A 26,345-nucleotide genomic window follows, 5' to 3' on the forward strand; every position below is an offset into this window, starting at 1 on the left:
CTTCCGACCGAAGCCATCTGAATCTGGCGAGCTTTTTGGTGTGTCGGCCATTCGTATCCACATGAGCAACGAGTCCCGAAAGTCAGCCGGCTTCAAGGACCGAACGCCGGTGACGGCGGCCAGAGAGACGCTGCTGGACGCCGTGGCCCCACACGAGCGGACGGAGCGCGTCCCGCTGCGCGACGCCGACGAGCGCGTTGTCGCGGGCGAAATCACTGCTGAGCGAGCGGTGCCCCACTACCGGCGGGCGGCGATGGACGGGTTCGCCGTCAGAGCCGAGGATACATTCGGCGCGAGCCAGCGGTCGCCGGAGTCGCTCCGGGCCGGCGACACAGTGACCACAGGAACAGCGGCCCGCGTACACACGGGGAGTGAACTCCCGGAGGGTGCCGACGCCGTCGTGATGGTCGAAGAGACGGAGGTGACCGGCGACACGGTCACGGTGTTCGACGCGGTCGCGGGCGGAGAGAACGTCGCGCCAGTCGGCGAGGACGTGGCGGAAGGCCAGACGCTGTACGCGGACGGCCACAGGCTCCGCCCGTCGGACCTCGGCCTGCTGAAATCAGTCGGGAACGACGCCGTCGAAGTGTACGAGCGGCCCACGGTCAGCGTGATTCCGACCGGGGAGGAACTGGTGCAGGACGACCCCGAACCGGGCGAAGTTATCGAGACGAACGGCCAGACCGTCACGCAGTACGTCGAGCGCTGGGGCGGTGACGCGACCTATCGCGACATCGTCACCGACGACGTCGACGCGCTCCGGACGGCCATCAGCGACGACGGAGACCACGACATCGTCGTGACGACCGGGGGGTCCTCCGTCGGCGAACGGGACCTGCTGCCGGAGGTCGTCGACGGAATCGGCGAGGTGCTGGTCCACGGCGTCGCACTGAAGCCGGGCCACCCGGTCGCACTGGGCGTTGTCGAAGAGACGCCGATACTCATGCTTCCGGGCTATCCGGTCGCCTGCATCGTCAACGCCGTCCAGTTCCTCCGACCGGCGCTCCGTCGGGCAGGCCACCTCCCGGCGACAGAACCGCCGACCACCGAGGCTGAACTGACACGGAAGATAGCCAGCGAGCCGGGAACCAGAACCTACGCTCGGGTGGAACTGCACGACGCGGACGCGAACGAACAGCCGACCGCGACCCCGACGCGGGCAAGTGGCTCCGGCGTCCTCTCCAGCGTCGCGCTCGCTGACGGCTGGGTCGTCGTACCGGAGTCCGTGGAGGGGTACGACGCCGGCGACACCGTGCCCGTCGAGGACTGGGAGTGGTCGCAGTGAGCGACCGCCGCGAGTTCCGCGATCTGGCGTCGCCCGAGGAGGCCCACAAAGTCGTCGCGGGCCTCGACATCGACCCCGACCCGGAGACGGTCCCGCTGGCTGAGGCTCGCGACCGCGTCCTCGCGGAGCGAGTCGACGCCGACATCGACGTGCCAGGATTCGACCGCGCGAGCATGGACGGCTACGCGGTCCGGGCCAGAGACACCTTCGGCGCTGACGAGGCCGACCCAGTGGCGCTGTCGGTCGCCGGCGAGGTCCACGCTGGCGAAGAGCCCGACGTAACAGTCGAGTCGGGGTCCGTCGCGGAAATCTCCACCGGCGCGGTGATGCCCCCCGGCGCGGACGCCGTCGTGATGGTCGAGCGAACGACCGAGACCGACGACGGCGTCGAGATACGAACCTCGGTCGCGCCCGGCGACAACGTGATGCTCGCCGGCGCAGACATCGCGGCCGGAGCGCGCGCGCTCGGCCCCGGAACGCGCATCACGCCCCGGGAAATCGGGCTCCTCTCGGCGTTGGGTGTCGACGAGGTCCCGGTCCGTGGCCGACCACAGGTCGGCATCCTCTCGACCGGCGACGAGCTCGTCCGACCCGGGAACCCCCTCGACAGCGCCGCCGGCCAGATATACGACGTGAACAGCTACACGCTGGCCGGCGCGGTCGCGGAGGCCGGCGGCGAGCCGGTGATGTACCCCCACGCTGGCGACGACTACGCGGAGATGGAGCGGTTGCTCCACGAGGCAGCCGACGAGTGTGACCTCGTCCTCTCCTCGGGGTCGACCAGCGCGAGCGCGGTCGACGTCATCTACCGCGTTATCGAGGAACGGGGCGAACTCAGGCTCCACGGCGTCGCCGTCAAGCCCGGCAAGCCGATGCTCGTGGGCACAATCGGCGACTCGGCCTACGTCGGGCTGCCGGGGTATCCGGTGTCGGCGCTGACCATCTTCCAGACGTTCGTCGCGCCGGCGGTCCGGGACGCCGCCGGACGGGACCCGCCACAGACGGCAACGGTCTCCGGGACGATGGCGGTTCAGGAGCGCTACGGTGAGGGACGCAGGCGCCTCATGCCGGCCGGACTGGTCGAAGACGAATCGGGGTCGCTGCTGGTCTACCCCGTCGACAAGGGCAGCGGCGCGACGACGAGCCTCGTCGACGCGGATGGCTTCGTCGACGTACCGCCGGGGACGGACTACCTTGCGGAAGGGGAGGCAGTCGACGTGACGCTGTTCTCCCCGGCGGTCAGGCCGCCGACACTCCTAGGTATGGGGGAGGACGACCCGCTCCTCTCGCGCCTGCTCGACACGGTCGACCGCCCGCGGTATCTCCCGCTCGGGTCGACCGAGGGACGCCGCCGCCTCGGCAACGGCGTGCCCGACATTGCCGTCGTCGCGGGTCCGACCGCCAGCGACGACGAAGCCACCGATATCGGCGGCTGGCAGCGTGAGTGGGGGCTGGTCGTCGGTCCTGATACCGACGTGTCCGGTCTGGGCGACCTCGTCGACGGGGACTATCGCTTCGTCAACCGCGACACTGCTTCCGGACTGCGCCGGAGCTTCGACGACGCGCTCGATGCCTTCGGCGAGGAACGCGGCGTCGGCCGCGCCGAAGTCGTCGATGCCATCGACGGCTACGAACTCACGACGAAGGCACACGAAAGCCCCCCCCGGAAGGTTCTGGCCGGCGACGCGGACGCGGGTCTCGGTCTCCGCGCCACGGCGGCGAAACTCGACCTCGGGTTCGTCTCGCTGGGAATGCAGCCGGTTCGGGTACTCATGAATCCCGACCGCCGGGAGAAAGACAGCGTGGGTGTGCTCGCCGAGGCACTCGACGACCTCGATGCACTGACCGACGGGATGGCCGGCATGGAGCCATAGTAACGAGAGGCGCCAAACCGCGGGGACTCCCGCTGAGAAGACGCTGCAGTGTCAGCGGAGACCCACGACCTGAAGGCCTAAAGACGAGCGGGACCGACTGAGTCACAGCGATGACCAACACACCGGTCGCCGGCGACGTCGAGGCCCCGTTCCGGTTCGAGTACGACCCCGCGACGCTCCGATACGCCCCCGACGCCGCGCGGTCGCTGGGTACGGAGCTTGACGCACAGGGCTACGACCGCGCGCTGGTCGTCTGTGGCACGACCGTCGGTGAGACGCAGGCCGTGATGGACCCTATTCGAGAGGGACTCGGCGACCGACTGGCCGGCGTCTTCGCGGAGACGACGCCAGCCAAGCGGCTCGGCACTGCCTACGACGGGCTCGAACACTTCCGCGAGGTCGATGCCGACTGTCTCGTGGCCGTCGGCGGCGGGAGCAGCCTCGACGTGGCGAAAATCATCAGTGTCCTCGCGGCCACCGACCGCGACCCAACCGCCGTTGGCCGGGCGTTCGTTGATTCCGGAACGATAGCTGTCCCGGAAGCGGAGCTGCCGCCAATTGTGGCCGTCCCGACGACGCTGGCCGGCGCCGACCTCTCTATCGTTGCCGGGGTCACCGCTCATCCCGACACCTGCCCCGTGAACGAGCCGGCCAGTGGCGGCGTCGGCGACACGAACCTGATGCCTGCGGCCGTCTGTTACGACCCCGAACTGATTGCGACGACGCCCCGATCAGTCCTCGCGGCATCGGCGATGAACGGCTTCGACAAGGGCGTCGAGACGCTGTACGCCGCCAACGCGACGCCAATTACCGACGCGACGGCGGTGCGCGGCCTCAACCTTCTCACAGAAGGATTACTCGCATTTGGTAACGGCGACGACGACCCGTGGGTGTATCAGGCGCTCACACAGGGCGTCATGCTCGTCCAGTACGGCATCGCACGGGCCGACGGGACGACGCTCTCGCTGATCCACGCCTTCGGTCACGGACTGACCCGGACCTACGAGGTCCAGCAGGGCGCGGCCCACGCAGTCGTTGCTCCGCACGCCCTCTCGTACCTCTTCGAGCAGGTCGACGGCCGGCGGTCGCTTCTGAGTGATGCGCTCGATGTCGGTACTGCTGACGACCCCGCCGCTGCGGTCGTCGACCGTGTTCGCGATGTTGTCACGGCGCTGGGACTGCCGACACGACTCCGGGACGTAGATGGGCCAAATCGGGAGGAGTTCCCCGAAGTCGCAAACGCTGTCCTCGAAGACTCGTTCATGGCGAACGCGCCGTCGGGACTGGAGCCCACAGAAAATGACATCGTCGGCGTGTTAGAAGCCGCTTGGTAGAGGCCGCTGAGCGGTTGCCGTTCAGTCGCAGTGGCGGAGGCAGCAGCATACCGCGCGAGTGGAACGAGCGCGGTTTCACGTCTCGCGACCAGCGGGAGCGAGACGGTCGTTTTTAGCGTAGATTTTTGCGAGCCGAGCGGGACCGAAGGTCCCGCTGGCCGTGCGAACGGGCGCTCCGCGCCCGTGAGCAGAGAGTGGTGCCCGCAACACGCTCTACGAGCGCGCGAGGAAGGGCGACGAAATAAAAAGGTACTACATGTCGGGCCAAGCCTTGGCGGCCCGGCCGACACCGGTCACGTCGTTGATCCAGCGGGCGGCAATCGCCTTTTTCAGCAGTTTCGCGGGCATTCCGCCGAACGTTTCGATGGGGACGTTCACGACGTCGTGGGCGACGGCTTTCTCGCCAACCGAGACGACGGTTCCCTTGTCCTTGTGGGTCCATGTTTTGAGCGGCTGCCCGCGCACGGCGCGGGCGAGGTTCTCGCCGGCCACCTCGGCGGCTTGCCAGGCGGCTTGGGCCGTCGGCGGGGCGGGCTGGTCGCCCGGCTGGTCGATCAGCGCCGAGTCGCCGATGGCGAAGACGCGCTCGTCGTCGGTCTGGAAGTTCCCTTCGGCGTGGACCCGGTGGTTGCGTTCGTCCTTGTCGAGGTCGACCTCGTGCATACAATCCCGGCCGGTGATACCGCCGGTCCAGACCAGTACGTCGTAGTCCAGTTCGTCCTCGTCGCCGATGTACACCGTCTCCTCGTCGACCTCGCCGATGAACTCGCCACATTTGATGTTCACATCGGCTGCTTCCAGACGCTTGCGCAGGGCACCCTGAAGCTCGGGGTCGCTGTTTGGCAGGACCTGATCGAGGCCTTCGACCAGATGGATGTCGATAGGCGCGTTGTGTTCGTCGCGGAACTCGGCGACCTCACCCGCGGTCTGGATGCCTGAGAGGCCGGCGCCGCCGATGACGACCTGCGCGGGGTCGTTCGTGGAGGCCTCACGAGCGGCCTGCTGAATATTGTCGTGGATCTCCAGCGCGTCGTCGAGGCTCTTCAGCGTCAGGGCGTGCTCTTCGAGCCCATCGATGCCGAAGAAAGCCGTCTGCGAGCCCAGCCCCACGAGCAGGTAATCGTACTCGACAGTGTCGGAGTCAGCCAGTTCCACTTCCTGAGCGTCGGTGTCGATACCGACGACCTCGTCCTGCACGAAAGCAGTCGAGGGCTGTTTGATCTCGTGAACGGGAATGGCGATGTTCTCCTGCACGCTCGGGTCCCGAATACATCGGTGGGACTCGTGTAAGACCAGATGATAGTCCGTCTCGGAAACCCACGTTACATCCACATCCGTCTCACCGTTTAGCTCGTCCTCTAAACTCTTGATTGCCCCCGCACCAGCATACCCCGACCCGAGTACGACCACGTTCTCTGTCATAGGCCACTCTCCGGAGTCATTAGATACAAACCCTTTGGAATCGGTCCACGGCTCCGCTGTTGTCCTCGCATACTGCCTGACGGTCGTGACGCACCCACCTACGTTTGCAGTCGCCTTCGGTCACGCCGTTTGTGTAAAACAGCGACTACTGTTTCTAGAGGCGTCTCGTAATTACCTATTTACAGATACAGTCTATCGCTTCTAGCCGACCAATTGAATGAGGAGTAAGGTTAATCGGGCGCTAACAGACAGTACAACGGTTTTCCGACCGTTCGGATTATTCGGCGCTGGAACGGTCGGCCTCACCCGGCGCGGCCCACGTAACGGCGTTGTGCAATAATTTCTGGACGACCGGCTGGTGGTACACCGGAAACGTCTCGTGGCCGGGTTGAAAGTAGAATATCCGCCCTGCCTCACGATAGTAACAACACCCGCTGGGAAACACCGTGCCGTCATCACACCAACTTACGGTCACTAGGGTGTCCGGTATCGGCAGGTCGAACCCCTTTCCGTAGATTTCGGCACGTTCGAGTTCGAACTCCTCGGGAAGCCCGTCGGTAATGGGATGGCTCGCTTCGACGACCCAGACGTGCTCTCGCTCGCCCTCTTCGCGCCAGCGCAGGGTTCCGGTCGTTCCCATGAGCGACTCGAACGGCTTCGACTCGTGACTGGAGTGGAGCGGAATAAATCCCATTCCGTCACGGACGGCCTGCTCGACGCGGTTCGCAGTCGCATCGCTGACAGCATCGTGTGCGACATCGCCCCACCACAGTAACACGTCAGTTTCCGCAAGTACCTCCTCGGTTAGTCCGTGGGCTGGATTGTCGAGTGTCGCTGTCTGTACGGTGTGGCCGTATGAAGTAAGCATCTCAGCCAGCGTCGTGTGGATCCCGTCGGGGTACATCGCATTTGCCGGACCTGTCGCCCGTTCGTGCTGGTTTTCGTTCCACACGGTGACTGCAACCATATAAGAATACACTGAATAACCGGGGAAAAATATGACTACTCTCTCTTCGCTGAAAGACTGACGCTCTGAACAGTTGGGACCGCTTGGAGTCGTAACCGTGCTTCAGGAACCGGCAGTTAAGGACACGCTTGCGGATGGTGGGTTATAGTTCTGGGCAGGCATCGTGTACGAGAGTCCACTGCGTATCTTGAGGGAAGTCTCACACAATGGATGCCAGCTGCCTGCGCAGGGGTAGTTATTAGCCGGCCGCAGCCGAAATCCAGACAAGATATGAGCGATTCACCGGAGAAGCTCTCTGTCTGGTGTGCTGGCGAAGAGTGGTGCCCCATAACCACGACGGCTTCCCTTATCGGGAAGAAGTGGCACCCAGTTATCATCCACCGATTGCTTGATAACGGGCCCTCAGGCTTTAACGAACTCAAAGAGAACGTCGATGGGATTTCTTCCAAAGTGCTCTCTGACAGCCTCGAAGACCTACAAGAGAAAGGGCTCGTCGACCGGGAAGTCATCAACGAACAGCCGTTTCGCGTCAATTACTCGCTAACCGAACACGGCGAGTCATTGGAGTCCGTGATCACCGAAATGGCGGCGTGGGGCCAGACCTACCTGCAGGAACCGACAGAGGCCGACGAGCCCACGGAGTAGGTCCGCAGGCAATCGCTTTTGTTGCTGCCCGGCGAACTTCCGTGTATGCCCGTTGATTCAGACGACGAACTCCGCGAGATTCTCGAATTGGACCGCGTCGCCGTCGTCGGCTGTTCGACCAGCCCCGGCAAGGACGCCCACGAGATCCCGAAGTACCTCAACACACAGGGGTACGAAGTGATTCCGGTCAATCCCTTCGCTGACGAGATATTCGGGCAGAAGGCGTACGACTCCCTATCGGAGGTCCCCGGTGAGATAGACATCGTCGACGTATTCAGGCCCAGCGACGAGGTCAGCGACATCGTCGATGCGGCACTGGAACGTGACGACGACGCCGTCATCTGGCTCCAACTCGGCATCCACGACGACGAGGCCGTCGAACGCGCTGAAGCGGCCGGCCGACGCGTCGTTCAGGACCGCTGTATGAAGCCGACCCACCAGCAACTGATGTCCTGAATTGGCAGCTGACGGCTGGCCGCGGCTGACGAGACCATCGCCCGATACGGTTTAGTCCGTGGCTGGGCCACATCCGGAGTATGCTGCCGTGGGAGCCAGAGGCGTACTGGCTCGTCCGGGTTCTATTTCACCGGGCGTTGGCGGTCATTTACCTGCTGGCGTTCCTCGTCGCAGCCACACAGTTCCGGCCGCTCGCGGGCGAGGACGGCCTGCTCCCGATTCAGCAGTACGTCGAGCGCCACGCGTTCCGTGACCGCCCCAGTCTGTTCCATCTCTATCCGAGCGACCGCGTAATCGGGGTCACGGCTTGGGTCGGCGTCGGGCTCTCACTGCTCGCGTTCGTCGGGTTCCCGTCGTGGCTCCCGGCTCCGTACGCGGTTCCGGCGTCGATGCTGCTGTGGCTCCTGCTGTGGGCGCTGTACCTTTCCTTTGTCAACGCCGGCCAGACCTTCTACGGCTACGGCTGGGAGTCGATGCTGCTGGAGACCGGCTTCCTCGCGGCGTTTCTCGGCGCGGGGGCAGCAGGGCCACCGGTCGCTGTCGTGTGGCTCCTCAAATGGGTGCTGTTCCGCAATATGTTCGGGGCTGGGCTCATCAAACTGCGCGGGGACGACTGCTGGCGGGACCTCACTGCGCTGGACTACCACTACGAAACGCAGCCGATACCGAACCCAGTGAGCTGGTACGCCCACCACCTGCCCGACCGGTTCCACCGGCTAGAGGTGCTGGGAAACCACGTCGTCGAGGTCGCTGTGCCGTTCCTCTACTTCGCGCCACAGCCGTGGGCGTCAGTAGCGGGGGTGGCGACCATCGGCTTTCAGGGCTGGCTCATGTTGACTGGGAACTTCTCGTGGCTCAACGCCCTTACCATCGTTCAGGCCATCGCGACGTTCAGCGACGGCGTCCTCACGTCGATACTCCCCGTCGCTGCACCGAAGATGAGCGCGCCGCCGCTGTATCTGCAGGCGCTGTCGGTGGTACTCGCGGTGGTCGTCGTTTGGAGGAGTATCGACCCGGTCCGGAACATCCTCTCGGAGCAGCAGGTGATGAACACCGCCTTCGACCCGCTTCGGTTAGTCAACACCTACGGCGCGTTCGGCTCGATCACCCGCGACCGCTATGAGATTGTCGTCCAAGGAACCACCGACGATGTCGTCACAGCCGACACGGAGTGGCGGACCTACGAGTTCAAAGGCAAGCCCACGGACCCCACACAGCGGCCGCGGCAGGTCGCGCCCTACCACTACCGGCTGGACTGGCAGCTGTGGTTCGCGGCGATGGCCCCTTCGCCGCGCCGGAGTCCATGGTTTCTCGCGCTGATAGACCGGCTACTGGCTGGCGATGAGGCTACCGAGGACCTCCTCGCTTCTGTGCCATTTGCGGAGACCACACCAACGCACATTCGCGCGGTCCGCTATCGGTATCGATTCACGACGCCCGAAGAACGCCGCGAGACCGGTCAGTGGTGGAAGCGTGAACGTGTCGGCACCTACGTCAGCCCAGTTGACGAGGGCGACCTGCGACTGGTCAGAGTCTGAGACGGTTCGTCAGTCCGAGTCGTCCCTGCGCGCTGGCGGCGTTTTCGACATGACCTTCCCCCACTTCGAACGGTTATCGGCGACCTGCCGATAGGCTCGCTCGCGGAACCGCTCGTAGTCCTCGAACTGCCGGAAAAACGAAACTAGCGGCCGCGCCGGCTTGCCCATGTCTGTGTAGGTGAGCGCGGTTTCGATGGATTCGCCACAGGAATACACGTCTCCCTCGGTCACCAGATGCGAACAGGATTCGTAGTCGTCTGGCAGTCGCTCCAACAGGTCATCGTCGAGCTCCGAGAAGCCGACGATTTCGAGGTCGGACCGCTCGTCGATGAAGTCCGCCCACCACGTACAGAAGCCGCAGTCGTCGTCGTAGACGAGCGTTGCATCGCTCATATGCGATCTACGTACCCGGGGCACAAACACCTGTGGTTCAGCCGGCAGGAATTTACAGCCGGTCACCGGAGGCACGGACATGGAGCGGTTCGTCACACTGGTCGTGGCCGGCGGGCTGGCTCTGATGGCCGGCCTCTGGATGGTCCAACTCGGGGCCTCAGTCTCGGGCGTCTGGGTCGGCGGGGTCGTGCTCGCATTTCTGGGGCTGGCTGCCCTCGGGATCGGTATCAGTCAGGAGTTGTCGCCCGACTGGTGACAACGGCATGGCCGGGACGCCAACTGTTTTGCCCACCGCTCTCTTGAGAGCGGGTATGGACGAGGATGCGGTCGCCGAACTCATCGAGGAAGCGCTTCCGGAGGCACAGGCGACGGTCACCACACCGCGGGACCCAGACGATGACAAACACTACGCCGTACGCGTGGTTTCGCCGGCGTTCGAAGGCGAGCCGCTGGTCGACCAGCACCAGCTCGTCCACGACGCGCTGGGGGACCATCTCACGCGAGATATCCATGCCATCGAGCTGACGACGCTGACACCTGCGGAAGCCGAGTAGCCGTGTATCCCGAGGGCGTGGCCTTGTTTGCCCCGTCGGTACGCCTTTATTGCCGACGCCGTTAGTGAGGGTATGGCATTCGAGCCCGAAGAACTTTCCCCGGAAGAGGTCACGAATCAGGTAGACACCGTCATCGAGGACAACGAGGTTGTCCTGTTCATGAAAGGCAACGAGCTGATGCCACAGTGTGGCTACTCGAAGAAGGCCCTCGGATTGCTGCAACAGCACCGCGACGACATCGAAACAGTGGACGTACTCAAGGCGACCGACGCCTATCGGGAGGCCTTAGAACGCCACAGCGGACGCGAGACGATCCCACAGACGTTTGTCGACGGAGAGTTCATCGGCGGCAGCGACATCCTCGAACAGCTGCACGAACGCGGCGAACTCGCTGAAAAAGTCGGCCAATAACAGCGGTCAGGAGCGCTGGCGGCGTTACTCTTCGTCTTCGTCTTTCATGTCGCCGAGCTTGTCGACGAGGTCGCTCGTCGAGGCCTCCGTATCGAAGGAGACCGACCCGTCGTGGTCGTTCTCGTGGACAGCAACGCCCTCGCTGTCGTCTGCGTCTACGTCGTTGTCCTTCTGTTCGGATTCATCGTAGCTACCAAAGCCCATACAAATACAACTCGCAGTCTCACACTAAAATTCGCCGGTTCCTGTCGAGACACGACCCTACGGTGACATAACGAGACAAGCAAAGGTTCTTTACCATGCTTGCACTCCCGCTAGATAACGGCAATTGAGGGCCGTGGTTTTCCGACGGCTATCGGGCCTCCCATCTCCAAACTTATGAGTTCCGCAGACGAGACACTTGATCGAATTAAAGCACAGGTCGAAGAAGAGACACCGGACGACATCGAAATCGAGTCCGTCGCTTTCGAGGGGCCGGAACTGGTCATTTACACGCCGGACGCACAGACGGTCGCCAACCGCGACGGTATCGTCCGGAACCTCGCCCAGACGCTTCGAAAACGGATCAACGTTCGGCCCACACAGGACGCGCTGGTCCCGCCGAACGAGGCCGAGGCTCGAATCACGCAGACGATTCCCGAGGACGCTGGCGTCCAGAATCTGGATTTCGACCGCCAGACCGGCGAAGTGTTCATCGAGGCCGAGAAACCCGGCCGCGTCATCGGCCGTCACGGCGCGACGCTGGACGAAATCTCGGCCTCTGTCGGCTGGACCCCTGAGGTCGTCCGCACGCCGCCGATGGAGTCCTCGACCGTCTCGAACGTCCGGAACTACCTCAAGCAGGAACGCGAGGAACGGCGGGACATCCTCCAGCGTGTCGGTCGCCAGATCAACCGCCCCACTACGAGCGACGAGGACTGGGTGCGACTCACGACGCTGGGCTGCTGTCGTGAGGTCGGGCGCGCCGCCTTCATCCTCTCGACGCCGGAATCCCGCATCCTCATCGACTGCGGCGACAAGCCCGGTGCCGAGGGCGAGGTCCCGTATCTCCAAGCACCCGAAGCGCTCGCCGCGGGGCCGAACTCCCTCGATGCCGTCGTCCTGACCCACGCGCACCTCGACCACTCTGCGCTCATTCCCATCCTGTTCAAGTACGGCTATGACGGGCCGATCTACACGACTGCGCCAACGCGGGACCTGATGGGTCTGCTCCAGCTGGATTATCTGGATGTGGCCTCGAAAGAAGGTCGCACCCCGCCCTACGAGAGCCAGCAGGTCCGGGACGCGCTGAAACACACGATTCCACTGGAGTTTGGCAACGTCACCGACATCGCGCCGGATATCAAACTCACGATGCACAATGCCGGCCACATCCTCGGGTCGGCCGTGTGTCACTTCCATATCGGCGAGGGTCGGTACAACGTCGCTTTCTCCGGAGACATCCACTACAAGGACACCCGCCTGCTCGACGGCGCTGTCAACGATTTCCCGCGGGTGGAGACACTCGTGCTTGAGTCGACCTACGGCGGCAAAAACGACTACCAGACCGACCAGTCCGACTCCGAGCGGGTCCTCAGGGACGTCATCAACGAGGCCCACGAGAAGGACGGCAAAATCCTGATTCCGGCCTTCGCCGTCGGGCGGTCTCAAGAACTCATGCTCGTCCTCGAAGAAGCGATGCGGGAGGGTGATATCCCGACGATGCCGGTGTACCTCGACGGAATGATCCGGGAGGCGACGGCCATCCACACCGCGTATCCGGAGTACCTCCGGGACGACCTCCGTCAGCGCATCCTGTACGAGGACGAGAACCCGTTCCTCGCCGAGCAGTTCGAGCAGGTCGACGGCGGCGACGAGATGCGGCGTGACATCACCGATGAAGGGCCAGCGATCATCCTGACCACCTCCGGGATGGTCACCGGCGGCCCAGTGATGTCATGGCTCCGACTGCTGGGCAGTGACCCGGACAGCACGATGGCCTTTGTCGGCTATCAGGCCGAGGGGACGCTCGGTCGGCAGATCCAGCGCGGCCAAGACGAGATCACGCTCGGCGACACGAGCGGGCCACGGGCCGAACGGGTGAGCCTCAAACTCAACGTGGAGACGGTCGACGGCTTCTCCGGCCACGCCGACCGGCAGGGCCTGGAGTCGTTCGTCGAGACGATGCACCCGCGACCGGAGAAGATCCTCTGTGTCCACGGCGACGCGTCCACGACCAACCAACTGTCCTCTGCGCTGTACCAGAAATTCAACATGCGGACCCACAACCCGAAGAACCTCGAAACGTTCCGGCTCTCCTGAGCGCCGGCCTCAGCTCTCTTCTGAGAGGTTCAATCCGGCAAACAGCCGAGCCGAGATTACCTGCTCGACGATGTCGACGAGCACGGTGTCATCGCTCGTGTAGTCGGCGAAAATACCGAGTGGCACTTCACCGCCAGCCATCTCTCGGTGGCCGCCGGCGCTCCCGACGTCGTCCAGAGAACTGTTCAGCACGTCGCCGATATGGACCCGAGAGTCCGTTGAGCGGGCGCTGAGTTGGATGGTGTCCTCGACGATACCGAAAACGATGGCCGTATCGACGCCCTCAAGCGTCGCCAGATAGTCGGCCGCCTGCGGCAGCGCGTCCCGTTCCGGCGTCCGTCCGACGTGAGATATCAGTACCGAGCCACGGACCGTCCGGTTCTCGATTGCGTCCGCGATTGCGTCGACAGTTGCACCGCTGACCGATGGCGAGGAGAGCTGTCGCAACAGGTCTGAATCGGCCGCGTCCGTCAGAAAGCCGGCGGCTCCGTACTCATCAGGCGTCACGCCGCGAAGAAAGCCCAGTGTCTCGCGTCGAATCGCGAACAGTAGCGCCGTCGCCAGACGGTCGTCGAGTTCGATGTCGAGGTCCCGCAGGTACTCGGTCAGTATCGTCGCCGTCGCCCCGATCTCTACCCGGTGGTCGACGAACCGAGCTGTGATGTCCTCGGCGGGATGGTGGTCGATGACGATGTCGACCGAGATGTCTTCGGGGACCCGGTTGTTCGACCCCGGAATCGAGTGATCGACGAAGGCGAGCAGTTCCAGAGAGTCCCGGCCGGTCACGTCGGCCGCGTCGAACTCCTGAATGTCCATCTCGAGCAGATTGACGAACGAGCGGTTCTGCTGGTGGGATATCTCGCCGCTGTAGAGGATTCGCCGCTCATCGATGCCGACGGCGGCGGCGATACGGCCGAGCGCGAGCGCGCTGGCCAGACAGTCGGGGTCTGGGTTGTTGTGACAGACAATGGTGAGCGACTCCCCCTCTCCGAGTAGGTTTTCGAGTTCCGTTGCGGGGCGCATCTATCACCCGACGCTTCGGGCTCCTGATACAAGCGTGTGGGGGATGTGGCCCGTCACAACCGGGCACGCAGCTGTTGGACGAGGACGCCGAGGACGAACGCGAGGCCGAGGTTGACGAGGACGCCGAGGAGGCCGATTGCCGCGACGACCACGATGTCGTCCGTTCTGGAAACGCCGGTCCAGCCCAGCTGGAGCGCGATGAGGACTAGAATGACGCCGAGCAGCGCCGTCGGATAGGCCGCGATGACGCCGACGGCGAGGAACGCAGTCAGCACGTAGCCTGCGCCGAGTATCAGGTTCGCGCCGGGCGTTCTGGCACCGAAGGCGTACTTCCCGGCGACGCCGCCGCTCCCGTGACACATCGGGAACGCGCCGAAGGGAACCGCAGCAAGATTCATCAGTCCCATACTGTTCGAGAGCTGGTCCGCAGACACGTCCCGGTCGAAGTAGTCCGCGAGCAAGACTGACGTGGCGAGCGCAGCGTTGCCGACTGTGACCGCAATCTGGGCGAGGACGGCTTCCACCGTCTGTACCGACACCGTCATGGTCGGGAGCATGAACATAGCGTCGACGGCGGGGACAGCCGGCGTCGGCACCCCGGTCTCCGCGAGGGCGAGGACCACTCCGAGGACGAAAACGGCGAAGGCGCTCTGCCCGCCGTGGCCCAGAACGGCGAGTACGGCCACCACACCGACAGCGACGGCCACGAGCCGCGGATCGCTGAGTCCGAGACCGATGCCTGTCTCTAGCAGGACCAGCGCGACGCCGAGTTGGATTCCCCGGACGACGGTATCGTCGACGTACCGATTGACCGTTCCGAGCGACTGCGTCGTTCCGAGCACGAGCAGGATACCGGCCAGCAAAAGCCCCGCGACGACCAGTTCGCCGGTGGAGATGGTCCCGGCGATGACCAGTGCGGCGAAGGCCTTCATCGGCTCGATGGAGATGGGGACTCCGTAGTACAGTCCCCAGACGACCTGAAAAATACCGAACCAGACGAGCATGACCGGGAGCGAGAGTTCCGTGAGAACGGCGACGGCGACGACGACCGGGAGTACCGTCGCCGAATCACCGACTGCGCCGGTCAGTTCGTTCCACGACAGCGAAACCGTCGTCCAGTCGCGGAACGGGACGCTCATCCTGACAGGATTTCACGACGGAACAGTAAGAGCGTTTGGCCGGGCCGGGCGCTACTCGGAGTACTCGTAGGGCGCACGGTCCCCGTCGGTGTCGATGTACGCCTCGTTAATCTCCCACTCGCCGTCCTCGGTCTCGACCATGTACTCGCCGTAGTAGGGGACGCGGGTGTCGACCGTCTCACGGAACGCGGCCCGCATCGACTCCTTGGTCGTGCCGATGTCCCGCAGGTCGTCGTTGCGGTTCAGACAGCCCTTGAGATAGCCGTCGTGGGTGAGCCGCACGCGGTGGCAGTTCGCACAGAAGTTCTCGTTGCCGACGGGATCGACGATTTCGACCATCCCACTGTTCTCGTTGTTGACCGGCTCGGTCCGCACGCCGCCGTCGGATGCGGCCAGCGAAGTGGCAGTGGTCCCGGTATCGGCGGCCTCCTCGCTGCTGTGTATCCAGTAGCGCTTGCGGTCGTGCATCTCCCGGTGTTCGACCGTGTCGGCGCGGTCTTCCAGCCAGTTGTGAACGCGGTCGATGTCGATGGCCCACTCCGGATGGCCGGCCAGTTCCGGCATATATTCGATGAGCTGGAGCTGGAGGCCGGGGTTCTCGGCGACGTGATCGACCATTTTCGGGACGTAGCCGGCGGTCGGCTCGAACACGACCATGTTGAGCTTCACCGGTTCGAGGCCGGCGTCCAGTGCCGCTTCGACGCCTTCGAGGACGCGGTCGTAGGCCCCGCTCTGGGTCAGCTCGGCGAAGGCCTCACTATCCAGTGCGTCCTGCGAGACGTTGACCCGCGCAAGACCAGCGTCGACGAGGTCCGGGGCGCGGCCGGGGAGGAAGGTGCCGTTCGTGGTCATCGACACCTCCATCTCGTCGGGGGCGCGCCTGACGATTTCCTCTAAGTCCTCCCGGAGCATCGGCTCTCCGCCCGTGAACTTCACCGAGTCGACGCCGAACTCGGCGGCGACTTCGAGGAAGGCGACGATAGTGTCGGCGGTGAGTTCGTCGTCCTGTGCCTCCATCGGGCCGCGTGTGTCTCCCAGCCCCTCGTTGTGGCAGTAGACGCAGTCGAAGTTACACCGGTCGGTAAGGGAGACGCGGACGCCGGACACCTCGCGACCGAAGTCGTCTTCGAGCATTTCCTTGCTAACTATTCACAGCACATCCTCTTAAATGGCGTGACTGACCCGGTCCGGACACCCAATCAGCGGGGTAACGGTTAATCCGAATACCGCCGTTCAGTGCGTATGGACATCGTCGACGCGCTAGACGCGTGGCGGGGAACGACCTGTTTCGTCGGCGCTGGCGGCAAGAAAACGACGATGGCGACGCTCGCACGTCGGCTCGACCGCGCCGTCGTCACCGCGACGGTCCGGATTCCGATTTTCGACGGGTGGGTCAAGGAAGTCGTGGTGACAGAGACTCCGCGGACGGCAATCGACGGGGCGTCAACGTGGCCGCTGGGCGTCGTCCCGGCACAGGAGCGGCCGGACCGCTACCGCGGCTACGACCCGGAAACCGTTGCCGACCTCGCCGACATCGACCACCCGATTCTGGTGAAAGCCGACGGCGCGCGGATGCGGGAGTTCAAAGCGCCGAGCGACCGCGAGCCACAGCTACCCTCGACGGCATCGACGGTCGTTCCCATCGCCAGCGCACATGTCGTCGGTCGGGCGCTGACTGACGACATCGTCCACCGGGTCGACGAGGTGGCCGCGATTACCGGGCTTGACTCCGGTGACGAAATTCAACCGCGAGATGTCGCGGCGGTGCTCGCCAGCGACCGCGGCGGGCTCAAAGACGTGCCAGCCGACGCGACTGCGGTTCCGCTGCTCAACATGGTCGACGACGACGAACTCGAAGCGAGCGCGCGGGCCGTCGCCGAGGCGGTTCACGAGCGGGCCGACGTTCCGCGGGTCGTCCTCGCCGAGATGCGGGCCGAGGACCCGCTGGTGGCGGTCATCTGAGAACGGGCGACAACAGCCGCCATCTTTCAAAACCGCTCGGCCGCGGCCTCGAACTCCTCGTGAGTGTTGAGGTTCTCGAAGGTCGCAGGCGTGGTGTGTTCGAGGATCTCCTCGCGCTCGACGACGACGTAATCGAGGTCGAACAGCGGCTCGACGATTTTGTGCTCGCCGCGCTCCAACGCTCGCCGGCAGGCGTCCCGCATCGAATCGGTGTGGTACACTGCCTGTGTCGTCTGGAACCACTCGTCCGGGCGCGGGACCGCGGCCTCGTGGGACGCCGCCCGTTCGAACAGATAATCGACGAATTCGGGATCGACGGACGGCATATCACAGGCCACCACGGCGGCGTATTCGCTGTCGACGGCCTCCAGCCCGGTCGCGATGCCCGCCATCGGTCCTTGGTCGGGGTCCTCGTCGAGTGCGAACGTCGGGTCGAGTACGTGATCCGATAGCGCCACTCCAATAGCCTCGACCTGATCTTCGCGGCAGTTCACGACGAGTTCGTCGACGGCCTGACCCAGCCGGTCGGCGACACGGCGGATCATCGGTGTCCCCGCGAGGTCGGCGACGGCCTTGTCGCTGTCTCCAAATCGCGTCGACCGGCCGCCTGCGACAATCACTCCTGCGCGCATACCCTGACTTCTCGGGTCTGGTAGAAAGGCGCTTCGTGCCTGATTGCTGTGGGTAATCCTTTAGTCGACAGCCGGTAGAATGAGGGATGATGACAGTAGCCAACCGGGACCGGATGCTCCACGTCGATCTGTCGTCGGCGTCGGTCGGGAGTCGACCGGTTCCGGAGCGGTGGCGTCGGCGGTTCGTGGGCGGCAAGGGGCTCGGCGCTCGCTATCTGTACGACGAACTCGACGCCGGCACGGACCCGCTAGGTCCGGAGAACGTCTTGGCATTCATGCTTGGACCGGTCTCCGGGCTGCTCCCCGGCGAGACGCGCTACGCGGCGGTCACGAAGTCGCCGTTGACCGGCGGCTTCCTCGACTCATACGCTGGCGGGACGTTTCCGGACACGCTGGCCGGCGCGCTGCAGGACCACGTCGGGCTTCTGGTCACCGGGCGCGCCCCGGAGCCAGTCACACTCGTCGTCGCGGACGACGGCGCGACGGTCGAGCCCGCCGAAACGTGGGGCCAAGACACGACAGAGACCGACACAGCGTTCCCCGATGCTGCGGTGGCGTGTATCGGCCCGGCTGGCGAGCGGGAAGTCGCGTTCGCGACCATCGCCTCCGACGCCGGCGAACACCACGCTGGCCGGGGCGGTGCCGGGGCAGTGATGGGCGCAAAGCGACTGAAGGCTGTCGTCGTCCGCGGCGACCCACCGACGGACCTCGCGGAGCTACGGGAACAGTACGCCGAGCGGTACCGCGAGGGCGATACCGGCCGGTGGCTCCACGCCAGCGGCACCGTGGAGACGGTCGATTTCGCGAACGAAGTCGGCGCGCTCTCGACGCGCGGCTGGGAAGACGGCCAGTTCGAAGGGGCCGACGGCGTCGGCATCGAGGCCGTACAGGAACTCGCAGCACGTCGTGAGTACGACGACGAGGGCAGCCCCGGCGGCTTCCGCGTCGAGACCGAAGATGGCGAAACAGTCCCCCGAGGGGCGACAGCCATGAGCCTCGGGGCCGGCCTCGGCATCGACGACTTCGACGCCGTGGCGGCGCTGGGCGAGACGTGCAACCGACTCGGCCTCGACCTCATCAGCGCCGGCAGCGCCGTCGCATGGGCAATCAAAGCTAACGAGGCTGGGCTGCTGGAGCGGTCGCTCAGCTTTGGGAGCCCCGACGACGCGCGAGCGCTGCTTGAAGAGATCGTCGACCGGGAGACGGACCTCGGGGACGCACTGGCCGAGGGCGTCGACGCCGCATCCGCCCGCCTCGGTGGGGACGACCTCCTGCCGACGGTCAAGGCCATGGAACTGCCGGCATACGACCCCCGTGGCGCACGAAGCATGGCGCTGGCCTATGCGACCAGCGACCGCGGGGCCTGTCACCGGCGGGCGCTCCCAATCGAGCGGGAAGCCTTCGACGGCGACTGGAGTCCCGAGCGGGCGGCCGCCGCCGTCATCCGCGAACAGGACCAGCGCTCGGTGCTGTGGTGCCTCGTCGTCGATGATTTCGTCGGCGACGCCTTCGACGACCTCGGCGCGGAGTGGCTCGACGCCGTCGGTCTGGATACGGACGGAAATCTGGCCACTGTCGGCGAGCGGGTCTGGACGCTCACTCGCCTGTTCAACGTTCGTGAAGGCATCTCGCGGGCCGACGACGAGCTCCCGGCGAAACTACAGGAGCCGCTCGATTCGGGGCCGAACGCGGGCGCGGCAATCGATACCGAGTCGTTCGACGCGATGCTCGAGGCGTACTACAGCCAGCGCGGCTGGGACGCTGATGGCCGCCCCACCCCAGAGACCATCGAGCGACTCGGTCTCGCGGACGCCGTCGACGCGGCGACACGACCAGCGGACACGACACTCGGAGAATGACAGACGAAATCGACCTCGACGAACTCGACGTACAGGACGACGAAGAGAGTCCGAACCGGGGAGACTGGTTCTGGAGCGGGGAAGGCGACCCCGAAGACGAACCCGACCCCGGGACCGCATCGGTACGGCCCGACAGCGACGCAGAGACCGAGCGTTCCAGCGCGGACACTGGTACTGATGCGGACACCGGTATCGAGACAGGCGGAGCGAACACCGAAAACACGGAGCCCGCTGGCCGGCCGGTCCCCCACGTCCCGCGGGAAAACAAGAACAAGCCGGTCGGTATTCCGACGGATAGCGGCGGCGCAGGTGGCGCAGCCGCGACTGACAGTGACCCCGCCTCGAACGTCGCCGAGGACCCCGCCGCCGGCGAGGAGTCCGTAGACGCGAGCGGTCCTCACGGCGGCGGTATCGACGATATGACGATGGCCGTAACCTACGACGCGGCCCGCCAGCTCGCTGACCCACAACTGGTCTTTCGCGAGGCGCGGGGGTGGGCCGACTGGGTTGGTATCGTCGGTGACGTGGAGGCGTTCGTCATCAACAAGTACCAGCGCGACCACGGCATCGACGCCGACTTCTTCAGCGGCGCAGGACAAGAGCCGGCCGAACGGCTCGCCGATATCAACGAACACTCGATGTTCTACGCCGAACGGATGGTCCTCGTCGGCCGCCCGGACGACGAGCCAATTGCCGAGCGGACCGGCTGGGAGTTCATCCCGCTTGCCGACGCCGCCGAGAAAGCGGGCTGGGAACTCGCCGACGAATGACGCCCTATATTTATAACGCTCGGTAGCCATTGTCATACACGAACGACAATGACACTCCGAACCGCGGTCCAACAGTCGAAGATACTCACGTTCGTGGTACTGGGTGCGTTCGTCTGGCTGTTACTGACACTGTTCGAAGTACTGTCGACCGTCGAATTCGCGACCGGAACAGCGTCGTTTGTCGGCCAGAACGCGTTGGGCGGCATCGCTGGAGCGATGGTGTTAGTTATCGTTCTCGGTGCGCTCGTCGTTCTGTACTCCGAGATTACCGAGTCGGATCCGGCCCCACAGTCGTGGCCCCCGTCAGACGAATGACGTACTACAGCTGCGAGGAATGCGGCCAGATGATCGACCTCTCGGCGTTCGAGGGGCAGCCGCGCCGACAGGACTGTCCGGTATGTGAGGAGACGACGCTGTGGACGCCTGAGTTCGAAGGCGAGGGGGTGTCGTTTTGACGCTCGCCTTCGAGGTGAGTGACCGGCTGTACGAGGCGGCTCAGGAGTGGGCCGACCGGCGACTGGAGGACATCGACGAGGCGATGGAGACTAAGGTTGAACAGGCGCTGCTGGAGATCGAGCATCTCGTCTCCCAGTCCCACGACGTTGACTTCGAGGTCGACGGCCGCGAGATACGGTACGAGCCAACCGAGGAACTGTCTGCGTTGCTCCGCCGACAGGCCGAGGAGAGCGGAATCAACGAAAACGCGGTCCTGAAGATGCACGTCGACCTCTATGCGAACGCGTTCCTCGATGAGGTCACGGACGAGCAGAAACCGCCGGGAACGCCGTCAGAGTGACGGCACCAACACTTAACACCGGCCACTACGACAGATGACATACAATGGCACACGAAAAAACTGAGTGGAAACCGAAGGGTGCGACAGAGACGTTCAACGGCTTCGAGGTCTGGGATCACGGCGTCTGGCCGGGTGACATGAACCAAAACGACACGACAACAGACGACGAGGAGTGACCCCCTGCTTGCGTCCGGTCCCGCCCCGATTTTGCGGTTCAATTCGACGACCCAGCGACAGCTACGGGGCTGGGAAGGCCCGCTTATCACGCGGCGGGACGTAGAAGTTCGAACGAGAGGCGACCTCGATAAATTCCAGCAGGCCGTTGTTCTGCCGGTCCCGGAGTGCCTCGTGTTCTTCCCGGAGCCACCAGCCGTTCATCGCGTCCCGGACTTCCTCGAAGTCACGCGGGTGTTCCTGTAGCGAGAGGAAGTGAATCCCAGCTTGGCCGCCGTCAATCGTGTTGAAGTCCCGCCGGAGGAGAATCGGCTCCCCGTCCTTGCGGGCGCGGGCCACCTTCTCGAAGTGGCCGACTTCACCGCCCTCGCTCGCGTGTTCACGGACCATATCAGCGAAGGGGAGGTCACCCCTGCCGATGTCCTCCGGGGAGAACTCCGCCGAGAACAGCCGCTTGACGCGGTCAGACTGGGCGAGTTCCCACCAGTTATCGAAGGCTTCGTTGATTCGCGAGAGGTGTATCGTCGTCCCGCCGGCGTAGGGGCCGGCGTCGATGGTGACGCGGTCCTCGCTGGCCTGCGTGCCGGACCGGCCGGCGAAAAAGCCGGAGAACATATAGGATTCCTCGGGGATATCTGCGGGGACGCCCTCCGCGTCGGCGTGGGCCGCCGGGAGTCCCCCGCCGATGAAACCGCCACGGCGGTCGGCGACGGAGAACACGTCGCCGAGTCGTCCCTGAATCGCCGCGTCCGCGAGCATCGGCCGCGTGTCGAACATCGCTGACTCGGCGGCTGTGAGGGTCGACAGAACATCACTCGCGAGGACGAGCATCGCGTCGAAGGCCTGTAGGTCGGGGTCGTCCGTCCGAGAGAGGACCCGCGGGCTACGTATCGGTGACGAATCAAGCGACCCGTAGGTGTCGAAGTACTTGGTTCCCCAAGCGAGCATATGGAGGAGTCCCCCACTGTCGAACTCGTAGGCGTCTTCCAGTGTTCGCATCGCCAACTCGACAGTCTCCGCGGCCGACTCCGAGGGAGCGCTATCGAGGTCGAGCATGAATAGCCGGAAATGACGTGGTATCAGGTCGTTACCGGCGGCATCGCTTCGAAGGCGCTCGTTCCAAGCGTGTTGCCGTATCGGGAGTTCGTCGGCTCGGGGGTTCGGGTTCAGATCACCCGTTGGCGACTCCGCCTGCCTGGCCAGCAGGGATGAACAGCCGCTGAGGCCGGCCGATCCGGCGAGTGCGGAGAGTCTGAGCAACAGGCTGCGGCGGGATGTCATGGTAAGGTATCACAGGGGTAGGGCTACGCGGAGAAAAACTTTGTCTCAAGAGAACAGGTCGCAACGGTTTTTTACTTGCCAGTCCGTACCACAGTTCATGTTAACTATCCTCATGCACTCGGAATCGGGGCTCAATCTCCCGTTTCCACCCGATATGGGCGCGGCAATCCTCGGTGTTGGGCTGGTCGTCCTCGCCGTCATCACGTACGATATCTATCAGCAGCACTGGGCCGGGGAGGGAACCTGATGGCCGCCGAACAATCGAACTCCCGGCTGACTGCTGTGTCACTTCTCGGATATCTCCGTATTCTGGTCTACACTCTCGCCACGCTCCTTGCGCTGTCACTGCTTGTCGTCGGAACAATCGGTCTCATCGCGGAACTCAAGGGGAGTTGGCACTGGGCGATCCACCTCGAATCGACGCTCAGCTACATCGGCCTGTTCGTCAGCCGACTGCTGGTCGTCCTCATCCCGCTGTTCGTGGTCCTCGTCGTCGGTCGGCGGGTGGTGCCCGATGCGTGAGCGACTGCGTGCGAACCCTTTCGGGGTCGTCGCGGCCGCCTCGGTGACGCTGCTGTGCGTCCTCGTCGCGGCTGCGGGAGCCGTCGCGGTCATCGCACGGTTGGTCAACTCTTGGCAGTCGCTCTTTTTGATGGAACAGACAATGGCGTTCCTGCTGCCCGCGGTGAAGATCCTGCTGGGTATCGGACTCATCGCAAGCATGGGGCTCGTCCTCCGTATCCGGTAGCCGCCTGCTACCCGACCTGAGCGACGATCTCGTCTTCGAAGCGGACCAACCCCTCGCAGATGAGCGCCGCCGCGAGGAAGAGTCCGTCATCGGACTCCTCGCGCATCTCGTCGGTGAAGTCGACGACCCACTCGCTGAGGTGTTGCTCGATGAACACCCGTTCGTAGCCGACGGTCTCCTCGTCGCCCTCGCGCTGGCGCTCGATGAGATACCGCAGGAACGCCAGCTCGACGGCGATGAAGTCGTCTTCTTCGGGGTACTCCTCGGGGGGAGCCCATCCCGCTGCGGCGTAGCTGGCATCGACCTCGGCGAGCCCCTCGCCGATGAATTCTGTGTCCTCGCGGTAGTTCGTCTCGTGGGGCAACACTGGCGGCCGCGGGCCGACGAGCAGGTTCGTGTACTCCCGTTCGAGGTCGTCCTGCACCGCCGAAACCGGTCGGTCGATGTTCTCGTCTATCCACGTCGCAAGCACTTCGAAGCCCTCGTCGAGCTGGTCGTTGATGGAGTCTTCCGGCAGCTGGATATCGCCGCCCAATAGCCGCTCGACGAACGCTTCTTCCGGCACGTCCCAGAACACGTCGATGACGAAATCCACCAGTTCGAGGCGGGCCTCGTAGACGGCCGCGTCGTTCATCGCTTCTCCCCCTGATCGAACAGCAGGCGACTCCGACAGTCGCTACAGTACTCGAAGACGCTGTGGTCGGCATCAGGGGCCAGCCCCTCGACCTGCTCACCGACCTCCTCTTCGATTTTGTCGGCGGAAGCGACGCTGGTGAACGGCTTGCCACAGCGAACGCATTCCAGCATGTCGCCTTCGTGGACCGTCACCCAAGCCTCGCCGCCCCGGTTCTCGGGGAGCAAGGAAAGGTCGAGCCCGTCGTGCATCGTAATCGCCGTTTCTGGACAGCCCTCCTCACAGAGGCCGCAGTTCACGCAGTCAGCGTGGTTGAACGCCAGTTCGCCCTCGCCGGTCCGCTGGATGGCGTCAGTCGGACAGAGGTTCGTACAGGTCGGCGTCAGCGTACACGCGTCGTTGACGTCCATGACGCCAAAGTCCTTCAGCCCGCGAATCACCTCGCGTTCGGGCTCGACGTGATTGAGGATTGTTCGGACGCTCTCCAGCGTCCAGCCGTGACTGTCGAAGTCAGGGTTGGGGCGGGGCTCCTCGCGGTCGGCGTCGCTGCGGCCGGTCGCCTCGTAGTCGCCGGCTGGAATCGGCGACTCATCGAGTCCGAACTCGACGAAGCCCGACAGCGATTCGACAAAGGCTTCGGGGTTGCCAGCCTCGGGTGCGAAAAAGCCCACTCGGTCACCCAGTCCGAGGTCGGTCGTCGCCTGATTGAGCCGGTCGACCAAGTCCTGTTTGGGGTCCGGGCCAGAGTGAAGACACGAGCCGCCACAGCCGACGATGGCGACGCCGTCCGCGCCGGCCGCGAGCGCGTGCATGACGTGGGCCTCGCCGACGGTGTCCGTACAATTGACCTGTACCGGAAGGATGGGCGGGTAGTCGAGGGTGCCCGACTGGACGGCTTTGCGTCCGTGCGCCTTGAGCCGTTCCGCGGCGTACTCCGAACAGACGAACGCGACGACCTGCGTGTCGATGCCGCTGTCACCCCGCGAGAGCAGGCCTCCGTCCGCGTCGTCTTCCAGCATCGCCTCGACCTCGCGCGCGAGCCGTCGGTTCGAGGGCTCGCGGAGCTGTGTCGCGCCCGTCGGGCAGGCGCTCGTACAGGCCCCACAGTTCTCGCAGGCGGTCTCGTCGAACTCGACGGAGTCGATAGTCGGGCGGTCGACCGCGCCGTGGGGACAGGCGTCCACGCAGGCCGTACACCCCTCTTGACTGGACGCGCCGGCGGCACAGACGTCCATATCGAGGTCGAGGAACTGCGGTTTCTCGATGCCGCCCAGTTGCGATTCGACGGCGGCGATAGTGCCGGCGTCGACCGGCCCGGTGTAGAAGCCCAGTCGACCACCGCGGGCATCATCGCGGCCATCGGGGTAGATGACCTGATCGACTTCGACGGTGCGGGTGACGCCGTCCAGATCGATGGCATCGGTCGGGCAGGTGTCCGTCCACTCGCCGTCAGGGGCGTCCGGGTGGATGTCGACGGGGAACTCCGTCACCATCCCGTCCGGACCCTCCCGAACACAGTCCATGCAATCGATGCAGTCGTCGGTGACGCGGGCTTCCAGCGTGAGTTCGTACTCGCCGTAGGTCCCCTCGATGTCGACGACGCGCCCGCGCTCCATCGTCACGCCACCGAGCCCTTCTACGTCGGCGAAGTCCCGGCCATCCGCGATGAACGTCACCTCGGCGTCGTCGGTCAGCGAGCGCGCGGCCCCGGGATCACCGACGACGGCGACGCGGTTGCCGGCGTCTTTCGACACCGTTCGCGACGGCGCTTCCTCGCGCAGGCCGGCCTGTTTCGCGTTGATGAGCCGGGCCGTCTTCTCGGTGGCCGCAGTCTCGTCGTGGACCCAAGCGTTGGTTTCACGGTGGTCAACGAACACCGACGCCTCTGGATGCAGGTCGTGTTCGTCGGCCAGCCCGCGGATGCGGTCCTGACACGACGGTTCCGGCGTCGTCGCGATGACCTGATCGAGGTCGTACTCCTCGATGACCTGTGACATTCCAGCCAAGCCGTCCTGACAGAGCAGTTCGGAGCTGGCCACCACATCGACATCGTCGACACCGTCCCGAACCGCTTCGAGATCGATGTCACACGAGCCCCCACAGGAACACACAAAGGCACCTGTATTCATTAATGATGCAAAATCCTG

General features: G+C 64.5%; 31 protein-coding genes. 20 read left to right on the forward strand and 11 right to left on the reverse strand.

What is annotated here, in order from left to right; genetic code table 11:
* The first annotated feature begins 61 nt into the window (after positions 1 to 61).
* The 3 genes from glp to Har1129_RS07405 all read left to right on the forward strand — a co-directional run bounded on the left by glp (position 62) and on the right by Har1129_RS07405 (position 4,493).
* Entirely contained in the window at positions 62 to 1,285 is a 1,224-nt protein-coding gene (glp, locus tag Har1129_RS07395; protein ID WP_151100073.1) for a gephyrin-like molybdotransferase Glp, read from the forward strand.
* Complete coding sequence (locus tag Har1129_RS07400; RefSeq protein ID WP_191906123.1) at positions 1,282 to 3,159, forward strand: molybdopterin biosynthesis protein; 1,878 nt, start codon at positions 1,282 to 1,284, stop codon at positions 3,157 to 3,159. Before glp ends, Har1129_RS07400 begins: the two co-directional genes overlap by 4 nt.
* 110 nt (positions 3,160 to 3,269) lie before the next feature.
* The gene (locus Har1129_RS07405) at positions 3,270 to 4,493 is read left to right on the forward strand and encodes an iron-containing alcohol dehydrogenase family protein (protein WP_151100075.1); all 1,224 of its coding nucleotides are present in this window, start codon (positions 3,270 to 3,272) and stop codon (positions 4,491 to 4,493) included.
* A 252-nt stretch (positions 4,494 to 4,745) separates the two neighbouring features.
* Here Har1129_RS07405 and Har1129_RS07410 read toward each other — a convergent pair whose 3' ends face one another.
* Positions 4,746 to 5,915, reverse strand: coding sequence for an NAD(P)/FAD-dependent oxidoreductase (locus tag Har1129_RS07410; protein ID WP_151099150.1), 1,170 nt, complete (start codon positions 5,913 to 5,915; stop codon positions 4,746 to 4,748).
* Positions 5,916 to 6,192: 277 nt separating this feature from the next.
* The gene (locus tag Har1129_RS07415) at positions 6,193 to 6,882 is read right to left on the reverse strand and encodes a ThuA domain-containing protein (protein ID WP_151100076.1); all 690 of its coding nucleotides are present in this window, start codon (positions 6,880 to 6,882) and stop codon (positions 6,193 to 6,195) included.
* A gap of 270 nt (positions 6,883 to 7,152) precedes the next feature.
* Between Har1129_RS07415 and Har1129_RS07420 the strand changes: the two genes are divergently transcribed.
* The 3 genes from Har1129_RS07420 to Har1129_RS07430 all read left to right on the forward strand — a co-directional run bounded on the left by Har1129_RS07420 (position 7,153) and on the right by Har1129_RS07430 (position 9,521).
* Complete coding sequence (locus tag Har1129_RS07420) at positions 7,153 to 7,527, forward strand: helix-turn-helix domain-containing protein (RefSeq protein ID WP_008313286.1); 375 nt, start codon at positions 7,153 to 7,155, stop codon at positions 7,525 to 7,527.
* A gap of 45 nt (positions 7,528 to 7,572) precedes the next feature.
* The gene (locus tag Har1129_RS07425) at positions 7,573 to 7,983 is read left to right on the forward strand and encodes a CoA-binding protein (protein ID WP_151100077.1); all 411 of its coding nucleotides are present in this window, start codon (positions 7,573 to 7,575) and stop codon (positions 7,981 to 7,983) included.
* 80 nt (positions 7,984 to 8,063) lie between these two features.
* Positions 8,064 to 9,521 (forward strand): lipase maturation factor family protein, encoded by a 1,458-nt coding sequence (locus tag Har1129_RS07430; protein ID WP_151100078.1) that lies wholly within the window; start codon positions 8,064 to 8,066, stop codon positions 9,519 to 9,521.
* Positions 9,522 to 9,530: 9 nt separating this feature from the next.
* On the opposite strand, the gene Har1129_RS07435 is transcribed toward Har1129_RS07430, so the two are convergent.
* Positions 9,531 to 9,914, reverse strand: a complete 384-nt coding sequence (locus tag Har1129_RS07435) for a DUF393 domain-containing protein (RefSeq protein ID WP_151100079.1) — start codon at positions 9,912 to 9,914, stop codon at positions 9,531 to 9,533.
* Positions 9,915 to 9,993: 79 nt separating this feature from the next.
* Here Har1129_RS07435 and Har1129_RS20525 point away from each other — a divergent pair, with 79 nt between their 5' ends.
* The 3 genes from Har1129_RS20525 to Har1129_RS07445 all read left to right on the forward strand — a co-directional run bounded on the left by Har1129_RS20525 (position 9,994) and on the right by Har1129_RS07445 (position 10,879).
* Entirely contained in the window at positions 9,994 to 10,170 is a 177-nt protein-coding gene (locus tag Har1129_RS20525) for a hypothetical protein (RefSeq protein ID WP_191906122.1), read from the forward strand.
* Between the two features lie 55 nt (positions 10,171 to 10,225).
* Entirely contained in the window at positions 10,226 to 10,468 is a 243-nt protein-coding gene (locus tag Har1129_RS07440) for a BolA/IbaG family iron-sulfur metabolism protein (protein ID WP_151100080.1), read from the forward strand.
* Positions 10,469 to 10,540: 72 nt separating this feature from the next.
* Positions 10,541 to 10,879 (forward strand): glutaredoxin, encoded by a 339-nt coding sequence (locus Har1129_RS07445; RefSeq protein WP_151100081.1) that lies wholly within the window; start codon positions 10,541 to 10,543, stop codon positions 10,877 to 10,879.
* Between the two features lie 24 nt (positions 10,880 to 10,903).
* Here Har1129_RS07445 and Har1129_RS07450 read toward each other — a convergent pair whose 3' ends face one another.
* Positions 10,904 to 11,083 carry a DUF5786 family protein gene (locus Har1129_RS07450; protein WP_151100082.1) on the reverse strand — a complete coding sequence of 60 codons (180 nt, stop codon included), beginning with the start codon at positions 11,081 to 11,083 and terminating at the stop codon, positions 10,904 to 10,906.
* A gap of 174 nt (positions 11,084 to 11,257) precedes the next feature.
* On the opposite strand from Har1129_RS07450, the gene Har1129_RS07455 reads away from it, so the two are divergent.
* Positions 11,258 to 13,180, forward strand: a complete 1,923-nt coding sequence (locus Har1129_RS07455; protein ID WP_151100083.1) for a beta-CASP ribonuclease aCPSF1 — start codon at positions 11,258 to 11,260, stop codon at positions 13,178 to 13,180.
* A gap of 9 nt (positions 13,181 to 13,189) precedes the next feature.
* Here Har1129_RS07455 and Har1129_RS07460 read toward each other — a convergent pair whose 3' ends face one another.
* From Har1129_RS07460 to moaA, 3 genes are read right to left on the reverse strand one after another with little or no spacing between them, the layout of a single operon-like run.
* On the reverse strand, positions 13,190 to 14,203 hold the full coding sequence (locus Har1129_RS07460) for a bifunctional oligoribonuclease/PAP phosphatase NrnA (protein WP_151100084.1): 1,014 nt from the start codon (positions 14,201 to 14,203) through the stop codon (positions 13,190 to 13,192).
* A gap of 53 nt (positions 14,204 to 14,256) precedes the next feature.
* On the reverse strand, positions 14,257 to 15,342 hold the full coding sequence (locus Har1129_RS07465) for a putative sulfate/molybdate transporter (protein ID WP_151100085.1): 1,086 nt from the start codon (positions 15,340 to 15,342) through the stop codon (positions 14,257 to 14,259).
* 51 nt (positions 15,343 to 15,393) lie between these two features.
* The gene (gene moaA / locus Har1129_RS07470; RefSeq protein WP_151100086.1) at positions 15,394 to 16,476 is read right to left on the reverse strand and encodes a GTP 3',8-cyclase MoaA; all 1,083 of its coding nucleotides are present in this window, start codon (positions 16,474 to 16,476) and stop codon (positions 15,394 to 15,396) included.
* Between the two features lie 108 nt (positions 16,477 to 16,584).
* Here moaA and yqeC point away from each other — a divergent pair, with 108 nt between their 5' ends.
* A complete protein-coding gene (gene yqeC / locus Har1129_RS07475; protein ID WP_151100087.1) occupies positions 16,585 to 17,304 on the forward strand; it encodes a selenium cofactor biosynthesis protein YqeC in 720 nt (239 codons plus the stop codon).
* Positions 17,305 to 17,330: 26 nt separating this feature from the next.
* On the opposite strand, the gene Har1129_RS07480 is transcribed toward yqeC, so the two are convergent.
* Positions 17,331 to 17,936 (reverse strand): molybdenum cofactor guanylyltransferase, encoded by a 606-nt coding sequence (locus tag Har1129_RS07480; protein ID WP_151100088.1) that lies wholly within the window; start codon positions 17,934 to 17,936, stop codon positions 17,331 to 17,333.
* Positions 17,937 to 18,022: 86 nt separating this feature from the next.
* On the opposite strand from Har1129_RS07480, the gene Har1129_RS07485 reads away from it, so the two are divergent.
* From Har1129_RS07485 to Har1129_RS21165, 6 genes are read left to right on the forward strand one after another with little or no spacing between them, the layout of a single operon-like run.
* Complete coding sequence (locus Har1129_RS07485; protein ID WP_151100089.1) at positions 18,023 to 19,795, forward strand: aldehyde ferredoxin oxidoreductase family protein; 1,773 nt, start codon at positions 18,023 to 18,025, stop codon at positions 19,793 to 19,795.
* Positions 19,792 to 20,565 carry a hypothetical protein gene (locus Har1129_RS07490; RefSeq protein WP_151100090.1) on the forward strand — a complete coding sequence of 258 codons (774 nt, stop codon included), beginning with the start codon at positions 19,792 to 19,794 and terminating at the stop codon, positions 20,563 to 20,565. Before Har1129_RS07485 ends, Har1129_RS07490 begins: the two co-directional genes overlap by 4 nt.
* A gap of 48 nt (positions 20,566 to 20,613) precedes the next feature.
* Entirely contained in the window at positions 20,614 to 20,880 is a 267-nt protein-coding gene (locus Har1129_RS07495; RefSeq protein WP_151100091.1) for a hypothetical protein, read from the forward strand.
* On the forward strand, positions 20,877 to 21,020 hold the full coding sequence (locus Har1129_RS20530) for a hypothetical protein (protein WP_004516231.1): 144 nt from the start codon (positions 20,877 to 20,879) through the stop codon (positions 21,018 to 21,020). The genes Har1129_RS07495 and Har1129_RS20530 overlap by 4 nt, the downstream gene beginning before the upstream one ends.
* Positions 21,017 to 21,361 carry a hypothetical protein gene (locus Har1129_RS07500; RefSeq protein WP_191906121.1) on the forward strand — a complete coding sequence of 115 codons (345 nt, stop codon included), beginning with the start codon at positions 21,017 to 21,019 and terminating at the stop codon, positions 21,359 to 21,361. The genes Har1129_RS20530 and Har1129_RS07500 overlap by 4 nt, the downstream gene beginning before the upstream one ends.
* 44 nt (positions 21,362 to 21,405) lie before the next feature.
* Positions 21,406 to 21,537, forward strand: a complete 132-nt coding sequence (locus Har1129_RS21165) for a hypothetical protein (RefSeq protein ID WP_255518336.1) — start codon at positions 21,406 to 21,408, stop codon at positions 21,535 to 21,537.
* Positions 21,538 to 21,598: 61 nt separating this feature from the next.
* Here the strand turns inward: Har1129_RS21165 and Har1129_RS07505 are convergent, their stop codons facing one another.
* Positions 21,599 to 22,816: a hypothetical protein gene (locus tag Har1129_RS07505; protein ID WP_151100092.1), complete on the reverse strand. Its 1,218-nt coding sequence runs from the start codon at positions 22,814 to 22,816 to the stop codon at positions 21,599 to 21,601.
* A gap of 97 nt (positions 22,817 to 22,913) precedes the next feature.
* Between Har1129_RS07505 and Har1129_RS20535 the strand changes: the two genes are divergently transcribed.
* The 3 genes from Har1129_RS20535 to Har1129_RS07515 are packed head-to-tail and all read left to right on the forward strand — an operon-like array spanning position 22,914 to position 23,564.
* Positions 22,914 to 23,063, forward strand: coding sequence for a hypothetical protein (locus Har1129_RS20535; protein ID WP_191906120.1), 150 nt, complete (start codon positions 22,914 to 22,916; stop codon positions 23,061 to 23,063).
* Positions 23,063 to 23,338 carry a hypothetical protein gene (locus tag Har1129_RS07510; protein ID WP_151100093.1) on the forward strand — a complete coding sequence of 92 codons (276 nt, stop codon included), beginning with the start codon at positions 23,063 to 23,065 and terminating at the stop codon, positions 23,336 to 23,338. Before Har1129_RS20535 ends, Har1129_RS07510 begins: the two co-directional genes overlap by 1 nt.
* Positions 23,331 to 23,564 carry a hypothetical protein gene (locus tag Har1129_RS07515; protein WP_151100094.1) on the forward strand — a complete coding sequence of 78 codons (234 nt, stop codon included), beginning with the start codon at positions 23,331 to 23,333 and terminating at the stop codon, positions 23,562 to 23,564. Before Har1129_RS07510 ends, Har1129_RS07515 begins: the two co-directional genes overlap by 8 nt.
* A gap of 7 nt (positions 23,565 to 23,571) precedes the next feature.
* Here the strand turns inward: Har1129_RS07515 and Har1129_RS07520 are convergent, their stop codons facing one another.
* Both Har1129_RS07520 and Har1129_RS07525 read right to left on the reverse strand, forming a co-directional pair.
* Positions 23,572 to 24,198, reverse strand: a complete 627-nt coding sequence (locus tag Har1129_RS07520) for a molecular chaperone (RefSeq protein WP_151100095.1) — start codon at positions 24,196 to 24,198, stop codon at positions 23,572 to 23,574.
* A complete protein-coding gene (locus Har1129_RS07525) occupies positions 24,195 to 26,327 on the reverse strand; it encodes a 4Fe-4S dicluster domain-containing protein (RefSeq protein ID WP_151100096.1) in 2,133 nt (710 codons plus the stop codon). The genes Har1129_RS07520 and Har1129_RS07525 overlap by 4 nt, the downstream gene beginning before the upstream one ends.
* Positions 26,328 to 26,345: the final 18 nt, after the last annotated feature.

Origin of the sequence: Haloarcula sp. CBA1129 (assembly GCF_008729015.1) — an archaeon.
Lineage (GTDB): Archaea > Halobacteriota > Halobacteria > Halobacteriales > Haloarculaceae > Haloarcula.

Excerpts from the sequence above, each read along its gene's own strand:
- glp (WP_151100073.1), top strand. The coding sequence starts at position 62 with ATGAGCAACGAGTCCCGAAAGTCAGCCGGCTTCAAGGACCGAACGCCG.
- Har1129_RS07405 (WP_151100075.1), top strand. The coding sequence starts at position 3,270 with ATGACCAACACACCGGTCGCCGGCGACGTCGAGGCCCCGTTCCGGTTC.
- Har1129_RS07410 (WP_151099150.1), bottom strand. The coding sequence starts at position 5,915 with ATGACAGAGAACGTGGTCGTACTCGGGTCGGGGTATGCTGGTGCGGGG.
- Har1129_RS07415 (WP_151100076.1), bottom strand. The coding sequence starts at position 6,882 with ATGGTTGCAGTCACCGTGTGGAACGAAAACCAGCACGAACGGGCGACA.
- Har1129_RS07420 (WP_008313286.1), top strand. The coding sequence starts at position 7,153 with ATGAGCGATTCACCGGAGAAGCTCTCTGTCTGGTGTGCTGGCGAAGAG.
- Har1129_RS07425 (WP_151100077.1), top strand. The coding sequence starts at position 7,573 with ATGCCCGTTGATTCAGACGACGAACTCCGCGAGATTCTCGAATTGGAC.
- Har1129_RS07430 (WP_151100078.1), top strand. The coding sequence starts at position 8,064 with ATGCTGCCGTGGGAGCCAGAGGCGTACTGGCTCGTCCGGGTTCTATTT.
- Har1129_RS07435 (WP_151100079.1), bottom strand. The coding sequence starts at position 9,914 with ATGAGCGATGCAACGCTCGTCTACGACGACGACTGCGGCTTCTGTACG.
- Har1129_RS20525 (WP_191906122.1), top strand. The coding sequence starts at position 9,994 with ATGGAGCGGTTCGTCACACTGGTCGTGGCCGGCGGGCTGGCTCTGATG.
- Har1129_RS07440 (WP_151100080.1), top strand. The coding sequence starts at position 10,226 with ATGGACGAGGATGCGGTCGCCGAACTCATCGAGGAAGCGCTTCCGGAG.
- Har1129_RS07445 (WP_151100081.1), top strand. The coding sequence starts at position 10,541 with ATGGCATTCGAGCCCGAAGAACTTTCCCCGGAAGAGGTCACGAATCAG.
- Har1129_RS07450 (WP_151100082.1), bottom strand. The coding sequence starts at position 11,083 with ATGGGCTTTGGTAGCTACGATGAATCCGAACAGAAGGACAACGACGTA.
- Har1129_RS07455 (WP_151100083.1), top strand. The coding sequence starts at position 11,258 with ATGAGTTCCGCAGACGAGACACTTGATCGAATTAAAGCACAGGTCGAA.
- Har1129_RS07460 (WP_151100084.1), bottom strand. The coding sequence starts at position 14,203 with ATGCGCCCCGCAACGGAACTCGAAAACCTACTCGGAGAGGGGGAGTCG.
- Har1129_RS07465 (WP_151100085.1), bottom strand. The coding sequence starts at position 15,342 with ATGAGCGTCCCGTTCCGCGACTGGACGACGGTTTCGCTGTCGTGGAAC.
- moaA (WP_151100086.1), bottom strand. The coding sequence starts at position 16,476 with ATGCTCGAAGACGACTTCGGTCGCGAGGTGTCCGGCGTCCGCGTCTCC.
- yqeC (WP_151100087.1), top strand. The coding sequence starts at position 16,585 with ATGGACATCGTCGACGCGCTAGACGCGTGGCGGGGAACGACCTGTTTC.
- Har1129_RS07480 (WP_151100088.1), bottom strand. The coding sequence starts at position 17,936 with ATGCGCGCAGGAGTGATTGTCGCAGGCGGCCGGTCGACGCGATTTGGA.
- Har1129_RS07485 (WP_151100089.1), top strand. The coding sequence starts at position 18,023 with ATGATGACAGTAGCCAACCGGGACCGGATGCTCCACGTCGATCTGTCG.
- Har1129_RS07490 (WP_151100090.1), top strand. The coding sequence starts at position 19,792 with ATGACAGACGAAATCGACCTCGACGAACTCGACGTACAGGACGACGAA.
- Har1129_RS07495 (WP_151100091.1), top strand. The coding sequence starts at position 20,614 with ATGACACTCCGAACCGCGGTCCAACAGTCGAAGATACTCACGTTCGTG.
- Har1129_RS20530 (WP_004516231.1), top strand. The coding sequence starts at position 20,877 with ATGACGTACTACAGCTGCGAGGAATGCGGCCAGATGATCGACCTCTCG.
- Har1129_RS21165 (WP_255518336.1), top strand. The coding sequence starts at position 21,406 with ATGGCACACGAAAAAACTGAGTGGAAACCGAAGGGTGCGACAGAGACG.
- Har1129_RS07505 (WP_151100092.1), bottom strand. The coding sequence starts at position 22,816 with ATGACATCCCGCCGCAGCCTGTTGCTCAGACTCTCCGCACTCGCCGGA.
- Har1129_RS20535 (WP_191906120.1), top strand. The coding sequence starts at position 22,914 with ATGTTAACTATCCTCATGCACTCGGAATCGGGGCTCAATCTCCCGTTT.
- Har1129_RS07510 (WP_151100093.1), top strand. The coding sequence starts at position 23,063 with ATGGCCGCCGAACAATCGAACTCCCGGCTGACTGCTGTGTCACTTCTC.
- Har1129_RS07515 (WP_151100094.1), top strand. The coding sequence starts at position 23,331 with ATGCGTGAGCGACTGCGTGCGAACCCTTTCGGGGTCGTCGCGGCCGCC.
- Har1129_RS07520 (WP_151100095.1), bottom strand. The coding sequence starts at position 24,198 with ATGAACGACGCGGCCGTCTACGAGGCCCGCCTCGAACTGGTGGATTTC.
- Har1129_RS07525 (WP_151100096.1), bottom strand. The coding sequence starts at position 26,327 with ATGAATACAGGTGCCTTTGTGTGTTCCTGTGGGGGCTCGTGTGACATC.